This window comes from Sphingomonas sp. CV7422 (assembly GCF_027945725.1).
Classification (GTDB): Bacteria; Pseudomonadota; Alphaproteobacteria; order Sphingomonadales; family Sphingomonadaceae; genus Sphingomonas; species Sphingomonas kyungheensis.
Genome location: NZ_CP115900.1, coordinates 845560 through 859910, shown reverse-complemented (window position 1 = coordinate 859910; position 14351 = coordinate 845560). Strand labels below are relative to the sequence as shown.

The 14351-nt window shown below is 68.8% G+C and carries 15 protein-coding genes; 14 read left to right on the top strand and 1 reads right to left on the bottom strand.

Annotated features, from left to right (window positions below; genetic code table 11):
• Positions 1 to 26 precede the first annotated feature (26 nt).
• Positions 27 to 1811 carry an AMP-dependent synthetase/ligase gene (locus PBN85_RS04180; protein WP_037534583.1) on the top strand — a complete coding sequence of 595 codons (1785 nt, stop codon included), beginning with the start codon at positions 27 to 29 and terminating at the stop codon, positions 1809 to 1811.
• Between the two features lie 41 nt (positions 1812 to 1852).
• Here PBN85_RS04180 and PBN85_RS04175 read toward each other — a convergent pair whose 3' ends face one another.
• A complete protein-coding gene (locus PBN85_RS04175; RefSeq protein ID WP_271300235.1) occupies positions 1853 to 4723 on the bottom strand; it encodes a M16 family metallopeptidase in 2871 nt (956 codons plus the stop codon).
• Positions 4724 to 4898: 175 nt separating this feature from the next.
• Here PBN85_RS04175 and PBN85_RS04170 point away from each other — a divergent pair, with 175 nt between their 5' ends.
• The 13 genes from PBN85_RS04170 to PBN85_RS04110 all read left to right on the top strand — a co-directional run bounded on the left by PBN85_RS04170 (position 4899) and on the right by PBN85_RS04110 (position 14322).
• Positions 4899 to 5693 (top strand): aspartyl/asparaginyl beta-hydroxylase domain-containing protein, encoded by a 795-nt coding sequence (locus PBN85_RS04170; RefSeq protein WP_037534587.1) that lies wholly within the window; start codon positions 4899 to 4901, stop codon positions 5691 to 5693.
• Between the two features lie 65 nt (positions 5694 to 5758).
• On the top strand, positions 5759 to 6331 hold the full coding sequence (locus PBN85_RS04165; RefSeq protein WP_271300234.1) for a NifU family protein: 573 nt from the start codon (positions 5759 to 5761) through the stop codon (positions 6329 to 6331).
• Entirely contained in the window at positions 6331 to 6924 is a 594-nt protein-coding gene (locus PBN85_RS04160; protein ID WP_271300233.1) for a malonic semialdehyde reductase, read from the top strand. Before PBN85_RS04165 ends, PBN85_RS04160 begins: the two co-directional genes overlap by 1 nt.
• 183 nt (positions 6925 to 7107) lie before the next feature.
• Positions 7108 to 7749: a tRNA (adenosine(37)-N6)-threonylcarbamoyltransferase complex dimerization subunit type 1 TsaB gene (gene tsaB / locus PBN85_RS04155; protein WP_271300232.1), complete on the top strand. Its 642-nt coding sequence runs from the start codon at positions 7108 to 7110 to the stop codon at positions 7747 to 7749.
• Positions 7749 to 8216: a GNAT family N-acetyltransferase gene (locus PBN85_RS04150; RefSeq protein WP_037534595.1), complete on the top strand. Its 468-nt coding sequence runs from the start codon at positions 7749 to 7751 to the stop codon at positions 8214 to 8216. The genes tsaB and PBN85_RS04150 overlap by 1 nt, the downstream gene beginning before the upstream one ends.
• Positions 8217 to 8292: 76 nt before the next feature.
• Positions 8293 to 8715 (top strand): Fur family transcriptional regulator, encoded by a 423-nt coding sequence (locus tag PBN85_RS04145; RefSeq protein WP_037534772.1) that lies wholly within the window; start codon positions 8293 to 8295, stop codon positions 8713 to 8715.
• Positions 8716 to 8739: 24 nt separating this feature from the next.
• The gene (locus PBN85_RS04140; protein WP_271300231.1) at positions 8740 to 9456 is read left to right on the top strand and encodes a lysophospholipid acyltransferase family protein; all 717 of its coding nucleotides are present in this window, start codon (positions 8740 to 8742) and stop codon (positions 9454 to 9456) included.
• Between the two features lie 69 nt (positions 9457 to 9525).
• Positions 9526 to 10854, top strand: coding sequence for a tRNA (N6-isopentenyl adenosine(37)-C2)-methylthiotransferase MiaB (miaB, locus tag PBN85_RS04135; protein ID WP_271300230.1), 1329 nt, complete (start codon positions 9526 to 9528; stop codon positions 10852 to 10854).
• 310 nt (positions 10855 to 11164) lie between these two features.
• Positions 11165 to 12163 (top strand): PhoH family protein, encoded by a 999-nt coding sequence (locus tag PBN85_RS04130; RefSeq protein ID WP_037534599.1) that lies wholly within the window; start codon positions 11165 to 11167, stop codon positions 12161 to 12163.
• A 48-nt stretch (positions 12164 to 12211) separates the two neighbouring features.
• On the top strand, positions 12212 to 12502 hold the full coding sequence (locus tag PBN85_RS04125; RefSeq protein WP_271300229.1) for a type II toxin-antitoxin system VapB family antitoxin: 291 nt from the start codon (positions 12212 to 12214) through the stop codon (positions 12500 to 12502).
• A complete protein-coding gene (locus PBN85_RS04120) occupies positions 12499 to 12894 on the top strand; it encodes a type II toxin-antitoxin system VapC family toxin (RefSeq protein ID WP_271300228.1) in 396 nt (131 codons plus the stop codon). The genes PBN85_RS04125 and PBN85_RS04120 overlap by 4 nt, the downstream gene beginning before the upstream one ends.
• Positions 12891 to 13403: an rRNA maturation RNase YbeY gene (gene ybeY / locus PBN85_RS04115; protein ID WP_037534603.1), complete on the top strand. Its 513-nt coding sequence runs from the start codon at positions 12891 to 12893 to the stop codon at positions 13401 to 13403. Before PBN85_RS04120 ends, ybeY begins: the two co-directional genes overlap by 4 nt.
• A gap of 10 nt (positions 13404 to 13413) precedes the next feature.
• Positions 13414 to 14322 (top strand): hemolysin family protein, encoded by a 909-nt coding sequence (locus tag PBN85_RS04110; protein ID WP_037534606.1) that lies wholly within the window; start codon positions 13414 to 13416, stop codon positions 14320 to 14322.
• The last annotated feature ends 29 nt before the right edge of the window (positions 14323 to 14351 follow it).

The window sequence follows — 14351 nt, the reverse complement described above, 5'->3', positions numbered from 1 at the left end:
GCAAGACCGGCGCGACAGGAGAGATCATGCGCAGCCTCGAGCATTTTCCCAACCTCGTCACGATGTTCTTCACACGGGCGAAGGAGAAGGGCGACGCCCCCTTCCTCTGGGCCAAGCGCGACGGCGTCTGGGTCGCGACGAGCTGGGCCGAGGCGGCGCGGCAGGTCGCCAGCCTCGCCGCGGGGCTGACCGCAGCGGGGATGAAGCCGGGGGACCGGGTGATGCTGGTCAGCGAGAACCGCCCCGAATGGTGTATCAGCGATCTCGCGATCATGGCGGCCGGCTGCATCACCGTGCCGACCTACATCACCAATACCGAGCGCGATCACGCGCATATCATCACCGATTCGGGCGCCTGCGGCGTCATCGTGTCGACCGACAAGCTGGCGAAGACCGTGCTCACCGCGGTGCTCCGCTCGAACCAGGGGCAGACGGTGATCGGCATCGATCCGATGCGTGCGCCGTCGGGGATCGACTTCCACGACTGGCACCGGCTGATCGCCGACCATCCGACCGACCCCGCCGATGCCGCGGCGCGCGCGACCTTCCGCCGCGACGATCTCGCCTGCATCATCTACACCAGCGGCACCGGCGGCGCGCCGCGCGGGGTGATGCAGCATCACGGCGCGATCCTGCACAACGCCAAGGGCTGCGCCGCGCTGATCGCCGAGGATTTCGGCTGGGAGGACGAGGTATTCCTGTCCTTCCTGCCGCTCAGCCACGCCTATGAGCATACCGGCGGCCAGCATTTCCCGATCGCGCTCGGCGGGCAGATCTATTACGCCGAAGGCCTCGACAAGCTCGCCGCCAATATCGAGGAGGTGCGGCCGACGATCATGTTCGTCGTGCCGCGATTGTTCGAGGTGCTGCGGACGCGGATCAGCAAGGCGATCGAGAAACAGGGCGGCATGGCGGCCTATCTGCTCGCGAAAGCGCTCGAACTCGGCGCGCGCGAGAATGCGGGCGGCCTGCGCCTCGCCGACCGGCCGGCGCAATTGCTGGTCCGCACCCTGTTCAAGCCCAAGATCGCCAAACGGTTCGGCGGGCGGATGAAGGCGATGGTGTCGGGCGGCGCGCCGCTCAATCCGGAGGTCGGGCTGTTCTTCCAGTCGCTGGGCGTCACCTTCCTGCAGGGCTATGGCCAGACCGAGGCGGCGCCGGTGATCTCGTGCAACCGGCCCAAGGTCGGCATCCGCATGGATTCGGTCGGTCCGCCGCTCGCCGATACCGAGGTGCGGATCGCCCCCGACGGCGAGATCCTGGTGCGCGGCGAGCTGGTGATGCACGGCTATTGGCGCAACGAGGCGGAGACGGCGCGCGTGCTGCGCGACGGCTGGCTCCACACCGGCGACATCGGCGAGATCGACGCGGCGGGCCGCATCGCCATCACCGATCGCAAGAAAGACCTCATCATCAACGACAAGGGCGAGAATGTCGCGCCGCAGAAGATCGAGGGCATGCTGACGCTCCAGCCCGAGATCGTCCAGGCGATGATCTACGGCGACCGCCGCCCCTATATGGTCGCGCTGATCGTGCCCGACCCCGAATGGACGCAGGAATGGTGCGCGGCGAACGGCACCGCCTGCAAGTTCGAGCGGCTCGCGGAGAACAGCGAATATCGCACCGCGATCGGCCATGCGGTCGAACGCGTGAACAGGGACCTGTCGGTCACCGAGCGCATCCGCCGCTTCGTGCTCGCCGACGAACCCTTCACGATCGAGAATGAGCAGCTGACGCCGAGCCTCAAGATCCGCCGGCACGTCATCCGCACCGTCTACGGCGAGCGGCTCGACGCGCTTTATCGGGGGTGATCCCGGAAGCGGGCGGCGGGTCGCGAACCCGCCGCCCGCCCTTACTTGGCGGCCTTCCGCGGCAGCACCGCCAACGTCCAGTCCTTCGCCGGCACCAGATATTTCGCTGCCGTCGCCTGCAACACCTCGGGCGTCACCTCGCCGAAGTCACGGCCCAGCCGGCGCGTCGCCTCCAGTCGGCGCTCGTCATAGGCACCGCCCGACAGTTCGCGGAGCCAGAACAGGCTGCTCGTCGCGGCACGGGCATAGACCTGCTGCAACGGTCCCTTGACCCGCGCCAGCTCGTCGGCGCTGACCGGAGTCTTGGCGAGGTCGGCGGCGATCTCGCGCGACAGGCGGAAGAACAATGCGACATTGGCCGGCGCGACCTGGCTCACCGCCATCAGCCGGCCGCCGCCGGGCAGCCCCTTGGGCCAGCTGCTCGCGACGCCGGGGCTGTAGCTCGCCCCCGCCGCCTGCCGCATCCGTTCGAACAGCCGGTCGCTGAACACCTGCGCGAGCACGTCGAGCCGGCGCGCCTCCGCGAGATCGGCGGTGCCCGAACCGGTCGGCCAGGCGATCACCGCGCTCGCCTGATTGTCGGGGCCATTGTGGTAGCGCAGTACCGGCGTGGCGACATGCGCGGGGAAGCGCACCGGCGGCACCGCCGCCGACGGCGCGGCGCGCGGCGGGATCGCGCCGAGGCTCTTCGCCACCGCCGCGACCGCCTCTTCCGACTTGACGTCGCCGAACACATCGACCTCGATCGGCCCGCTGGCGAGCAGCGGCGCCCAGAAGGCCTCGAACGCCTTGGGGGTCAGCGCCTCGACCGCCTTGGCGTCGGGCGTCGCCCAGCGCGGATCGCCGGCATGGAGCAACCCTTCGAGATCGCGCGACAGCACGCCGTCCGCCGAGGAATCATAACCGGGAATCGCGGTCAGCGCCGCCGATTTGGCGCGCGTCACCGGCGCCGGGTCCCAGCGCGGATGCGCCAGCTTGGCGGCGATCAGCGTCAGTTCGTCGGCATAATCCTTGGGACTGCTCAGCGCGGCGATCGAAAACGCATCCTCGTCGATGCCGAAGTCGAGCCCGAGCTGCCGCCCCGCGGTGAGCTGGTCGAGATCGTCCTGCCCGAGCGTGCCGATGCCGCTTTCCATCAGCGCCAGATCCCCCGCCCAGGCGGGGCTCGGCCGGTTGGCGGGCAGCGCGTTATAGCCGCTGCCGAACCGCACCCGGATGAAGACGCGCCCGGTATCGTCGGGATTGGGGAAGAGCAGCATCCTCACGCCATTGGCGAACACCACCTTCTCCGCCGGCAGGCCGGACAGCGGCCCGCGCGCCGCGACCACGCCCGGCGCACCGAGCGCAGGCAGCTTGCTGAAATCGACCGCCGCCTGGTTGGCGCGCTTGATCGTCAGCGCCGACACGTCCGCCTTGAGCGCGGCGGCGAGCTTCTCCGCCGTCCCCTTCTCCGCAGTGCGGGTGTTGACGAGCGCGCGCGTCGCATCGCCCTCGAACAGCTTCTTGGACGAGGCGAGCACCGCGGCGGGATTGAACATGCCCTTCTGCTTGGCGTCGGTGAGGATCGCATAGCTGTTCTCGGGCGCGGTCACCGTCTCGCGGATGTCGAGCGCGCCGGCCATGTCGTCGGCCTGTTTGGCGCTCGCCTCGACCCGCGCGGTCTCGACGCCGTTGCGGATCGCGACCTCGTAATCGGCATATTCGCGGTCGATCTCCGCCTGGGTCGGCGGGCTGTTCTGCGCGTCGGCGATCACCGCGCGCACGTCCTTCAGCGCCTGTTCCCACTGGTCGCCGACCGGCAGGATCAAGACCGACGTCATGTTCGCCGAACGCGACCGGTCGTCGAGATCGACGCCCGCCTGGACGAAGCTCGCCCCCGCCCGCGCGCGCCGTTCGAGCCGGCGGCTGATCACCTTGGCGGCGATCGTGTCGACCATCCGCTTCTGGTTGAAGATCTTGGTATCGTCATTGTAATGCCAGGGTCGCACCACCCCCATCATCACCAGCGGCGGCAGGCCGGGTTCGACCATCGTCGCCGAGGTCGGCTGGCTGGGATCGGGCTTGCCGAAATCGGGGTCGGCGGGATTGGGGCCATTGCCCTTCCAGCCGGCGAAATGGCGCGTCACCATCGCGCCGAGCTTGGCCGGGTCCATGTCGCCCGAGATGATGACGACCGCGCGCTCCGGCCGATACCAGCGATCGTGGAAGGCCTTGATGCTCGCGCCGTTCGCCGCGTCGAGCGTCTCGACCGTGCCGATCGGCGAACGGTCGGCGAGCGGCTGGCCGGCGAAGAACAGCCGGTTCATCGCATCCTGCAGCTTGACCTGCGGTCCCGGCTGCTCCCGCCGTTCGGCGAGCACGATCGGCCGTTCCGCCGACACCGCCGCATCGGTCAGCGTCGGCGCGGCCATCATCCCCGACAGGATCTTGATGCTCTCGTCGACCGTGGCGTCGGTCGCCGAAGGCAGGTCGAGCTTGTAGAGCGTCTGCGTCGGCGTGGTCGAGGCGTTGCTGTCCGAGCCGAAGGTCGCGCCGAACCGCTGCCACACCCGCTTCGCCTCGCCGTCGGGGACATATTCGGAGCCGCGGAACGAGAGATGCTCGATGAAATGCGCATAGCCGCGCTCGCTGTCCTTCTCGTACAGCGACCCCGCGTCGATGCGGACACGGATCGATACCTGCCCGGGCGGCACGCCGTTCTTGCGGACCGCATAGCGCAAGCCGTTGGGAAGGGTGCCGAACGACCAATTGGGATCGTGCGGCAGGTCGCTGCCTTTGTAGAGCCAGGGCGTCGTGTCGACCTTGACCGTCGGCGCGGGCGCCGCGGCGGGCGCGGTGCGGACCTGGGCAACGGTGGCCGATGCGAGGGCGAGAACGAGTACGGGCGCGAATGCGCGGGAAAGAAACGCCATAGGCGACGCTTGTAGCGGGTGCCGTGCGGCGCCGCCAGCGCGTCCGTATCCTCCTCACTTCCGTCATGATTTCGCCCCAGCCGGGCAATAGCCCGGTGGCTGAGGGGAGCCGGGCGGATCGCGCCCGACGAACGATGCGGCGTCCCTGCGGCGCGATTCGGATGATGGTTGGACGATGACGGTAAGCAGGAACGACGCGGCGCCGGCAATGTGGCGGAACTCGGGCAAGCCGCGCAAGGCGACGGCCCGCCGGCCGCTCGTCATCCGCATCGGCCGGCACTTGCGCGGGCTGTTCGACCGGATGATCGCCGGTTCCTCGCTCGTCGCCAACGATCCGGTGCTCGACGTCCGCCATTTCGGCTGGACCGCACAGCTGCGCGACCAGTGGCAGACGATCCGCGACGAGGCCGAGTCGGTCGCGCTGCGCGGCGCCGATGCGCCCAGCCTCGCGACGATCTCGCCCGATCACCGTGCGATCGCCGAGGTCGGCAAGTGGCGCTCCTTCTTCCTGTGGGGCTATGGCTATCCGATCGAGGACAATCTGGCGCGCTGCCCGGCGACGCAGGCGATCGTCTCGCGCGTACCGGGGCTCAACAGCGCCTTCTTCTCGATCCTCGCGCCGGGCACGCATATCCCGGCACACCGCGGCGTCACCAAGGGGCTGATCACCTGTCACCTCGGCCTGTTCGTGCCGCGCGACGGCGACGTCCGCATGCGCGTCGGCGACCGCGTCGTGCGCTGGGCGGAGGGCGAGACCCTGGTGTTCGACGACACCTACGATCACGAGGTGTGGAACGACAGCGCGGCGACGCGCGTGGTGCTGCTCGTCCAGTTCGCGCGGCCGTTGCGCAATCCGGGCAAGTGGATCGCCGACCTGTTCCTCGGCGCGGTGCGCCGCTCCGCCTTCGTCCAGGAGGCGCGCGGCAATATCGCCAAATGGAACGCCTCGATCAAACAGCTCGAGATCTAGGGTGGAAACAATCGCTTTCCCGGGCAGCGCTTGATCCCCCGCGCGCCACGCGCCACATGGCAGCCATGCTGATCGAGACCGAAACCACGCCCAACCCGGCGACGCTCAAATTCCTGCCCGGCCGCATCGTCATGGATGCCGGCACGCGCGATTTCGCGACGCCCGAGGAGGCGGAGGCGAGCCCGCTCGCCGAGATGCTGTTCGCGCTCGGCGACGTCACCGGCGTGTTCTTCGGCCGCGACTTCGTCTCGGTCACCGCCGCGCCGGGCGTCGCCTGGGCCGAGCTCAAGCCGGACGTGCTCGCCATCCTGCTCGATCATTTCGCCGCCAACATGCCGCTGTTCCGCCAGGGCAGCGCCGGCTTCAGCGTGCCCGCCGACGAGGAGGCGCTGTCCGACGACCCCGCCGATGCCGACATCGTCGCGCAGATCCGCGAGCTGATCGACACCCGCGTCCGCCCGGCGGTGGCGAACGACGGCGGCGACATCGTCTATCGCGGCTTCGACAAGGGCAAGGTCTATCTGCGCATGCAGGGCGCCTGCGCCGGCTGCCCCTCGTCGAGTGCGACGCTGAAGAGCGGCATCGAGCAATTGCTCAAATATTACGTTCCCGAAGTCACCGAAGTGAGGGCCGTCTGATGTCCGAACCCCTGCCCGATTCGGCGCTCGACCGCATCTTCCGCACCGCGCGCAGCTTCAACCATTATACCGACCGGCCGGTCGGCGAGGATCAGCTCCACGCGATCTGGGAGCTGATGAAATGGGGGCCGACCAGTGCCAACCAGCTGCCCGCCCGGCTCGTCTGGTGCGTCAGCGACGAGGCCAAGGCGAAGCTCGCCGCCGCCTGTTCCGATACCAACCAGGCCAAGGTCCGCGCCGCGCCGGTCAGCGTCATCATCGGCATGGACGTCGACTTCCACGAGACCCTGCCCGAGCTGTTCCCGCACGTGGACGCCAAGGCGTGGTTCGACGGCAATACCGAATTGCGCACCGCGTCGGCGGCGCGCAATTCGACGTTGCAGGGCGCCTATTTCATCATCGCGGCGCGGGCGCTGGGACTCGACACCGGGCCGATGTCCGGCTTCGATCAGGGCGCGGTCGACAAGGCGTTCTTCGCCGACCAGCCCAGCGTCCGCAGCAACTTCATCTCCACGCTCGGCTATGGCGATCCCGCCACCCTGCACGAGCGCCTGCCGCGGCCGGGCTTCGGGCGGTTCAACACGATCGCGTAAGCGGCATTCGTGATCCCCGACGTCCGCTGCCGCTGAATCGTCCGCCTTCCCCTCGGGATTTGCCCGCGTGGAAGGTCCGGGGCGGAGGGGGCTGACATCCTGCCGGCGGCTTACGCGGTGCCATTGCCACCCCCGCATCCGACGCTTGTCGCGCGCCACGACTCGTCGCAAAGCGTTCGAAACATGATCGACTCCCCTGCCCCTCGCACCCTCGTCATCGATACCGCCACCGCCGCCTGTTCGGTGGCGCTGATCGAGGCGGGCGTGGTCATCGCCGCGACGCATCGTGAGGTCGGCCGCGGCCATGCCGAACAGCTGCTGCCGATGATCGCCGCGCTGCCCGACGGCGGCCGCGCCGGGCACATCCTGGTCGATGTCGGCCCGGGCAGCTTCACCGGCCTGCGCGTCGGCATCGCCGCAGCGCGCGGCCTCGCGCTCGGCTGGGATGCGGGCGTCAGCGGCTATTCGAGCCTCGCGCTGATCGCCGCCGCCGCCTTCGCCGCCGGCCATGACGGCGAGATCGCCGCGATGCTCGAAGGCGGCCATGGCGAGGTGTTCGTCCAGTCCTTCGCATCCGGCCCGGTCGCCCTCGACGCACTCGCCTCGCGCAAGCCGGAGGCGGCGATCGCCGCGCTCGCCGGGCGCTGGCCGGTCGGCAATGGCCTGCGCTGGCTGCAACAGGTCGCGCCAGAGTGCGACGGCCAGCCGGCGCTGCCGGACGCGGCCGACGCCGTGCTGCTGCCGCCCGCCCTCACCGCGCTGCCGCCGCGCCCGCTCTACGGCCGCGCGCCCGATGCCAAGCTGCCCGGCGGGATCACCCCCTGATGGCGACGCGGCAGGTGACCCTGCGCAGCGGCGATGCGCGCGACGTCGGCCTCGTCGATGCGCTGATGACGGCGGCCTTCGATCCGCGCTTCGGCGAGGCGTGGACGCGCAACCAGTGCCTCGGCGTGCTGGCGATGCCCGGCGTGCGGCTGACGCTCGCCTATGTCGATGCGGCGCCCGCCGGCTTCACCATGGTGCGCAGTGTCGTCGACGAGGCGGAGTTGCTGCTGCTCGCGGTCGACCCCGCCTTCCGCCGCCGCGGCATCGGCCGCGCGCTGCTGCGCGGCGTCATCGCCGAGGCGCAGATGACCGGCATCGCCGACCTCCACCTCGAAGTGCGCGAGAATAACGAGGCGGTCCGGCTCTACGTCGAACAGGGTTTCGCCAAGGTCGGCGAACGGCGGCATTATTACCGCGGCAAGACCGGCCAGGCGTTCGACGCGCACACCTACCGCCGCGCGGTGTGACGCAAAATCGTCCGAACGGGGCTATTGCGAGTCGGTTTCGCTTTTCGCAACAAGCCGGCTGGACTACATGAGCAGCATGCCTCGCAAGATCGATCTCGAAGCCCTGTGCAACCAGAAGGGCCTGCGCATCACTGAACAGCGCCGCGTGATCGCCCGCGTGCTGTCCGAAGCAGAAGACCATCCCGATGTCGAAAAGGTGTATGAGCGCGCCTCGGCGATCGATCCGGGTATTTCGATCGCCACCGTCTATCGCACCGTGCGCTTGTTCGAGGAGGCGGGCATCCTCGATCGCCATGACTTCGGCGACGGCCGCGCCCGCTACGAACCCTCGCCCGAGGCGCATCACGATCATCTCATCGACGTCGAGACCGGCAAGGTGATCGAATTCGTCGACCCCGAACTCGAGCAATTGCAGAAGGCGATCGCCGAGAAGCTCGGCTTCCGCCTCGTCGATCACCGCATGGAATTGTACGGCGTCAGCCTCGATCGCAAGGTGTAACGCCGCGCGACGCGGCGCGTCCGGATGATCGCCAACCTGCGCCTCGGCTATCGCGTCGCCGCATTGCTGGTCGCCCTGCTGGCCGGTCTGCTGCTGCATGGCCTTTGGCGGCTGCTGCGCCGGCCCTCGCCGTGGCCGCGTCGCTTCCTCGCCGCCGTCGCGCAAATCGTCGGCGCGCGTGTCCGCGTCCTCGGCACACCCTGCGCGGGGAACGTCGTCTTCCTGAGCAACCATCTCAGCTGGATCGACATCCTCGCGATCGCCGGCGCCACCGGCAGCGCCTTCGTCGCCAAGGGGGAATTGCGCGGCGTGCCGCTGGTCGGCTGGCTGTGCACGCTCAACCGGACGATCTTCGTGACGCGCGAGGACCGCTTGCAGGTCACCGCGCAGATCGACCGATTGCGCGCGGCAATCGCTACCGGTCAGCCGGTGACGCTCTTTCCCGAAGGCACCACCGGCGACGGCACGACGTTGCTGCCGTTCAAGGCGGCGCTGCTCGCCGCGCTCGACCCGCCGCCGCCGGGGGTCGTCGTCCAGCCGATCCGCATCGATTACGGCGAGGCGGCGGACCTCGCCTGGGTCGGCGAGGAGCCCGGACTCGCCCACGCGCTGCGCGTGCTGCGGCGGCGCGGCCGCTTCGCGGTGACGCTCCGCCTGCTGACCCCCTTCGATCCTGCCGCGGCGGGCGGCCGCAAGGCGATCGCGGCGCAGGCGCGCGCGGCGATCGTCGACGCCGGATAGCGCCGCCGCCGACGCGGGAGCGGTCACGGCGGCTGGCGAGCGGCCGCCGCATCCTGTATGCGCCCTGCCATGACTTCCGCCGACAAACCCAAGACCTTCCACGTCAAGTCGTTCGGCTGCCAGATGAACGTCTATGACGGCGAGCGCATGGCGGAGCTGATGGCCGCCGACGGCATGACCGCGACCGACGATCCCGACGCCGCCGATCTCGTCGTGCTCAACACCTGTCACATCCGCGACCGCGCCACCGAAAAGGTCTATTCCGACATCGGCCGGCTGCGCAAGAACGCCCGGATCGCGGCGCGGCCGGCGCCGATGATCGCCGTCGCCGGCTGCGTCGCGCAGGCCGAGGGCGAGGAGATCGTCGCGCGCGCCAAGGTCGACGTCGTCGTCGGTCCGCAGGCCTATCACAACCTGCCCGCTTTGGTCGCCCGCGCCGCCGCGGGCGCGCCGGCGCTCGACACCGACATGCCGTTGCTGTCGAAGTTCGGCGCGCTTCCGGCCCGCCGTCGCGTCGCACCGTCCGCCTTCCTCACCGTGCAGGAAGGCTGCGACAAATTCTGCACCTATTGCGTCGTCCCCTATACCCGCGGCGCGGAGGTCAGCCGGCCGTTCGCCGCGATCGTCGACGAGGCGAAGGCGCTGGTCGATGCCGGCGCGCGCGAGATCACGCTGCTCGGCCAGAACGTCAACGCCTGGGACGACGACGGTCGCGGCCTGCACGACCTGATCCGCGTGCTCGACCGCATCCCCGGCCTCGCGCGCCTCCGCTACACCACCAGCCACCCCAACGACATGCGGCAGGGGCTGATCGACGCGCACGGCGACGTCGAAAGCCTGATGCCCTTCCTCCACCTGCCGTTGCAGGCGGGCAGCAACCGCGTGCTCAAGGCGATGAACCGCAGCCACGACACCGATTCCTACCTGCGCCTGCTCGACCGGGTCCGTGCCGTCCGCCCCGATATCGCGCTGTCGGGCGACTTCATCGTCGGCTTCCCCGGCGAGACGGAGGCGGAGTTCGCCGAGACGCTGCGGCTGGTCGACGCGGTCGGCTATGCGCAGGCCTATTCGTTCAAATACAGTCCGCGCCCCGGCACACCCGCCGCCGACATGGCAGGCGCGGTCGATGCGACGGTGATGGACGACCGCCTGCAACGGCTGCAGGCGGCGCTCGGCCGCGATCAGCAGGCGTTCAACCAGGCGAGCGTCGGCCGCCGCTGCGACGTGCTGATCGAACGCCGCGGCAAGCTGCCCGGGCAGATGCTCGGCAAGTCGCCGTGGCTGCAATCGGTCCATGTCATGACCGATGCGGCGATCGGCGACATGGTGACGGTCGATCTGCTGTCCGCCGGTCCCGTCTCGCTCGCCGGCGCCGAACGGATGCGCGCCGCGGCCTGATCTCGGCGCGCAGCGCCGCAGAGATGTGCCGCCGGCCGCGGGCGCATCCCATGCCATGCACCATGGGAAAAAGAGGACCACGTCCGCTGCAGGCGCATCCTCTTCGCGTCTTCGCGACTTCGCGTGAATCCATCTTCGCCAGCCGCCATCTTACCCGACGGCCAGCCGCATGCGCACGTCACGCTGCGCTCCCTGCCCGACCCTAACATCCCCGACGCGACAGCGACGCGCGAAAGCGGGTTTTGCCGCTTCCCTTTCGCCGGCGCGCATCCCACATTCCGGTCATGCCATCACGGCATGAAAGGACCGCATGAGTCGTAAGCCCGTCCCCGCCCGCTCCGGTGAACGCAGCCGGGCCGAGGTGTTGTTCGACAAGCCCCAGTTGCTCGCCACTCTGTTCGGGCAATATGACCAGAATCTCGTCGCGCTCGAAAACCGGCTCGGCGTCTACATCACTGCCCGCGGCAATCGCGTCGGGCTCGAAGGCAGCGCCGATCACGTCGCGGTCGCGCGCGACGTGCTGCAGGACCTCTATCACCGGCTGCAACGCGGCGAGGAGATCGACTCCGGGCTGGTCGACGCCTCGATCGCCATGGCGTCCGAACCGACGCTCGACGGCATCGTCAGCGCCGAACGCGGCGCGATCCCGTCGGTGATGATCCGCACGCGCAAGAAGACGATCGTGCCGCGCACCCCGGCGCAGGCGCATTACATGCGCGAATTGTCGACCAACGACATGATCTTCGCACTCGGGCCGGCCGGCACCGGCAAGACCTACATCGCGGTCGCGCAGGCGGTGTCGCAGCTCATCACCGGCAGCGTCCAGCGCCTCATCCTGTCGCGTCCCGCGGTCGAGGCGGGCGAGAAGCTCGGCTTCCTGCCCGGCGACATGAAGGAGAAGGTCGACCCCTATCTGCGCCCGCTCTATGATGCGCTGCACGATTGCCTGCCGGCCGAGCAGGTCGAGCGCCGCATCGCCAGCGGCGAGATCGAGATCGCGCCGATCGCCTTCATGCGCGGGCGCACGCTGGCCGACGCCTTCGTCATCCTCGACGAGGCGCAGAACACCACGCCGGCGCAGATGAAGATGTTCCTCACCCGCTTCGGCCAGAACAGCCGCATGGTGATATGCGGCGATCCCAACCAGACCGATCTGCCCGGCGGCGTCGGCTCGTCGGGCCTCGCCGACGCGACGATGCGGCTGGAGGGGGTCGAGGGCATCTCGATGACGCGCTTCACCGCCGCCGACGTCGTCCGCCATCCGATCGTCGGGCGGATCGTCGAGGCGTATGAGGGACCGGGCAATTGATCGGCCGGGATATCCTTGGCATATAGAAGGATATCCCGGAGTCGATCGATGGCCTCGCTATTCATCAAAGATCCTGAAACGGCTGCCCTTGCCGGCAAGGTCGCAGCACAGCTCGGCACAACCAAGACCGAGGCAGTCAGGCGAGGGCTGACGTCCCTCGAAACTGCGGGGATTTCCGAAGCGCCGAACGGCGGTGCCGTGACTGTCAGGACCGTCGACTGGTTGCGGCAATATCGCGCGCAGCACCCTCTGCCCGACCGCGAGGCGATGAAGATCGATAAGGCGTTCTACGATTCGTTGTCCGATGAAGAGGACGTCGTCGATCCATGGTCGGAGTGACGATCTTCATCGACGCCTCCGCGATGGTTTCGATGCTCGCTCTCGAAGAAGGGTTCGAGGCGCTCGCGGATCGTGTGGATCAGGCTGACCGCAGACTGACGTCGGCGATGGCGATCTGGGAAAGCACGATCGCCCTCAGCTCGGGACGCGGCATCATGATGGATTTCGCGCGCGCAGACGTCGCGAACTTCATCGCATCCCGTCATGTTGCCGTGGTGCCGATTGGCGCTGCGGAGGCGGACTTGGCCCTCGAGGCCCATCGTCGCTACGGCAAGGGCCGCCACCCCGCCCGGCTCAACATGGGCGATTGTTTCGCCTATGCTTGCGCCAAGGCGCATGACGCACGCCTGCTCTACAAGGGCAATGGTTTCTCCCGCACGGACCTCGCATGATCCACATCGAACTCACCCGCGAAGACCCCTGGCCCGCCGATACCGACTGGGAGGCGCTCGCGACCCGCGCGGTGCGGGCGGCGATCGAGCATACGCCGCATGGCGATCTGCTCACCACGCCGGCGCTGGTCGAGATCAGCGTCCGCCTGACCGGCGACGACGAGGTGCGCACGCTCAACGCGCAATATCGGCAGAAGGACAAGCCGACCAACGTCCTCTCCTTCCCGATGGTCCAGCCCGACCTGATCGACACGGTCAGCCAGAACAGCGACGACGGCGAACTGCTGCTCGGCGACATCGTCCTCGCCCATGGCGTCTGCACCGCCGAGGCGCAGGACAAGCAGGTCGGCGTCGCCGAACATGCCACGCACCTGCTGGTGCACGGCACGCTGCATCTGCTAGGCTATGACCATATGGGGGACGGGGAAGCCGAGGCGATGGAAGAGATCGAGCGACAGGCGCTCGCCACGCTCGGCATCGCCGACCCCTATCTGATACGAGAGGACTGACACGGCCGCCATGGCAGACGACCGAAGTAGCGCCGGCAACGGCGACTCCAGCGAATCGACCATCTGGCGCGGACTGAAGACCTTGATCTTCGGTGGCGCGCACGAAGAATCGCTTCGCGAACAGCTCGAGGAAGCGATCGACCGGCACGAGGACGATCCCGCCCCCGATGCCAAGGGCGACCTCACGCCGCTCGAGCGGCAGATGGTCCGCAATCTGCTCCACTTCGGCGAACGCGATGCCGGCGACGTCGGCGTACCGCGCGCCGACATCATCGCGGTCGAGGAAGGCACCACCTTCGCGCACCTCGTGCAGATCTTCGCCGAGGCGGGGCACAGCCGCCTGCCGGTCTATCGCGGCGAACTCGATACGATCATCGGCATGGTCCATATCAAGGACGTGTTCGCGATCCTCGCCACCGGCGCGGAGCATCCCGCCGACATCAGCGGGCTGATCCGCGAACCGCTCTACGTGCCGATGTCGCGCGGTGCGCTCGACCTGCTCGCCGACATGCGCGCGAGCCACGTCCATCTCGCCGTGGTGCTCGACGAATATTCGGGCACCGAGGGCCTCGTCACGATCGAGGATCTGATCGAGGAGATCGTCGGCGAGATCGAGGACGAGCATGACGAGGCGCCCGAGGCGCTGCTCGTGCGGATCGACGGCGGCGCGTGGGACGCCGATGCCCGCGCCGAACTGGAGGATGCAGGCATGCAGATCGATCCGCGCCTGGCCGAGACCGATCATGACGTCGATACGCTCGGCGGGCTCGCCGCGGTGCTCGCCGGCCATGTCCCCAAGGTCGGCGAATGCGTCGACCATCCGAGCGGCTGGAAGCTCGAGGTGCTCGACGCCGACGAACGCCGCATCCACCGGCTGCGCCTCCACCCGCCGGCGGCGCGGGAGAGCGACGAGGACTGACAAGAGCCGCGCCGCACCGGCGTTCCGCC

Excerpts from the sequence above, each read along its gene's own strand:
- PBN85_RS04180 (WP_037534583.1), top strand. The coding sequence starts at position 27 with ATGCGCAGCCTCGAGCATTTTCCCAACCTCGTCACGATGTTCTTCACA.
- PBN85_RS04175 (WP_271300235.1), bottom strand. The coding sequence starts at position 4,723 with ATGGCGTTTCTTTCCCGCGCATTCGCGCCCGTACTCGTTCTCGCCCTC.
- PBN85_RS04170 (WP_037534587.1), top strand. The coding sequence starts at position 4,899 with ATGACGGTAAGCAGGAACGACGCGGCGCCGGCAATGTGGCGGAACTCG.
- PBN85_RS04165 (WP_271300234.1), top strand. The coding sequence starts at position 5,759 with ATGCTGATCGAGACCGAAACCACGCCCAACCCGGCGACGCTCAAATTC.
- PBN85_RS04160 (WP_271300233.1), top strand. The coding sequence starts at position 6,331 with ATGTCCGAACCCCTGCCCGATTCGGCGCTCGACCGCATCTTCCGCACC.
- tsaB (WP_271300232.1), top strand. The coding sequence starts at position 7,108 with ATGATCGACTCCCCTGCCCCTCGCACCCTCGTCATCGATACCGCCACC.
- PBN85_RS04150 (WP_037534595.1), top strand. The coding sequence starts at position 7,749 with ATGGCGACGCGGCAGGTGACCCTGCGCAGCGGCGATGCGCGCGACGTC.
- PBN85_RS04145 (WP_037534772.1), top strand. The coding sequence starts at position 8,293 with ATGCCTCGCAAGATCGATCTCGAAGCCCTGTGCAACCAGAAGGGCCTG.
- PBN85_RS04140 (WP_271300231.1), top strand. The coding sequence starts at position 8,740 with ATGATCGCCAACCTGCGCCTCGGCTATCGCGTCGCCGCATTGCTGGTC.
- miaB (WP_271300230.1), top strand. The coding sequence starts at position 9,526 with ATGACTTCCGCCGACAAACCCAAGACCTTCCACGTCAAGTCGTTCGGC.
- PBN85_RS04130 (WP_037534599.1), top strand. The coding sequence starts at position 11,165 with ATGAGTCGTAAGCCCGTCCCCGCCCGCTCCGGTGAACGCAGCCGGGCC.
- PBN85_RS04125 (WP_271300229.1), top strand. The coding sequence starts at position 12,212 with ATGGCCTCGCTATTCATCAAAGATCCTGAAACGGCTGCCCTTGCCGGC.
- ybeY (WP_037534603.1), top strand. The coding sequence starts at position 12,891 with ATGATCCACATCGAACTCACCCGCGAAGACCCCTGGCCCGCCGATACC.
- PBN85_RS04110 (WP_037534606.1), top strand. The coding sequence starts at position 13,414 with ATGGCAGACGACCGAAGTAGCGCCGGCAACGGCGACTCCAGCGAATCG.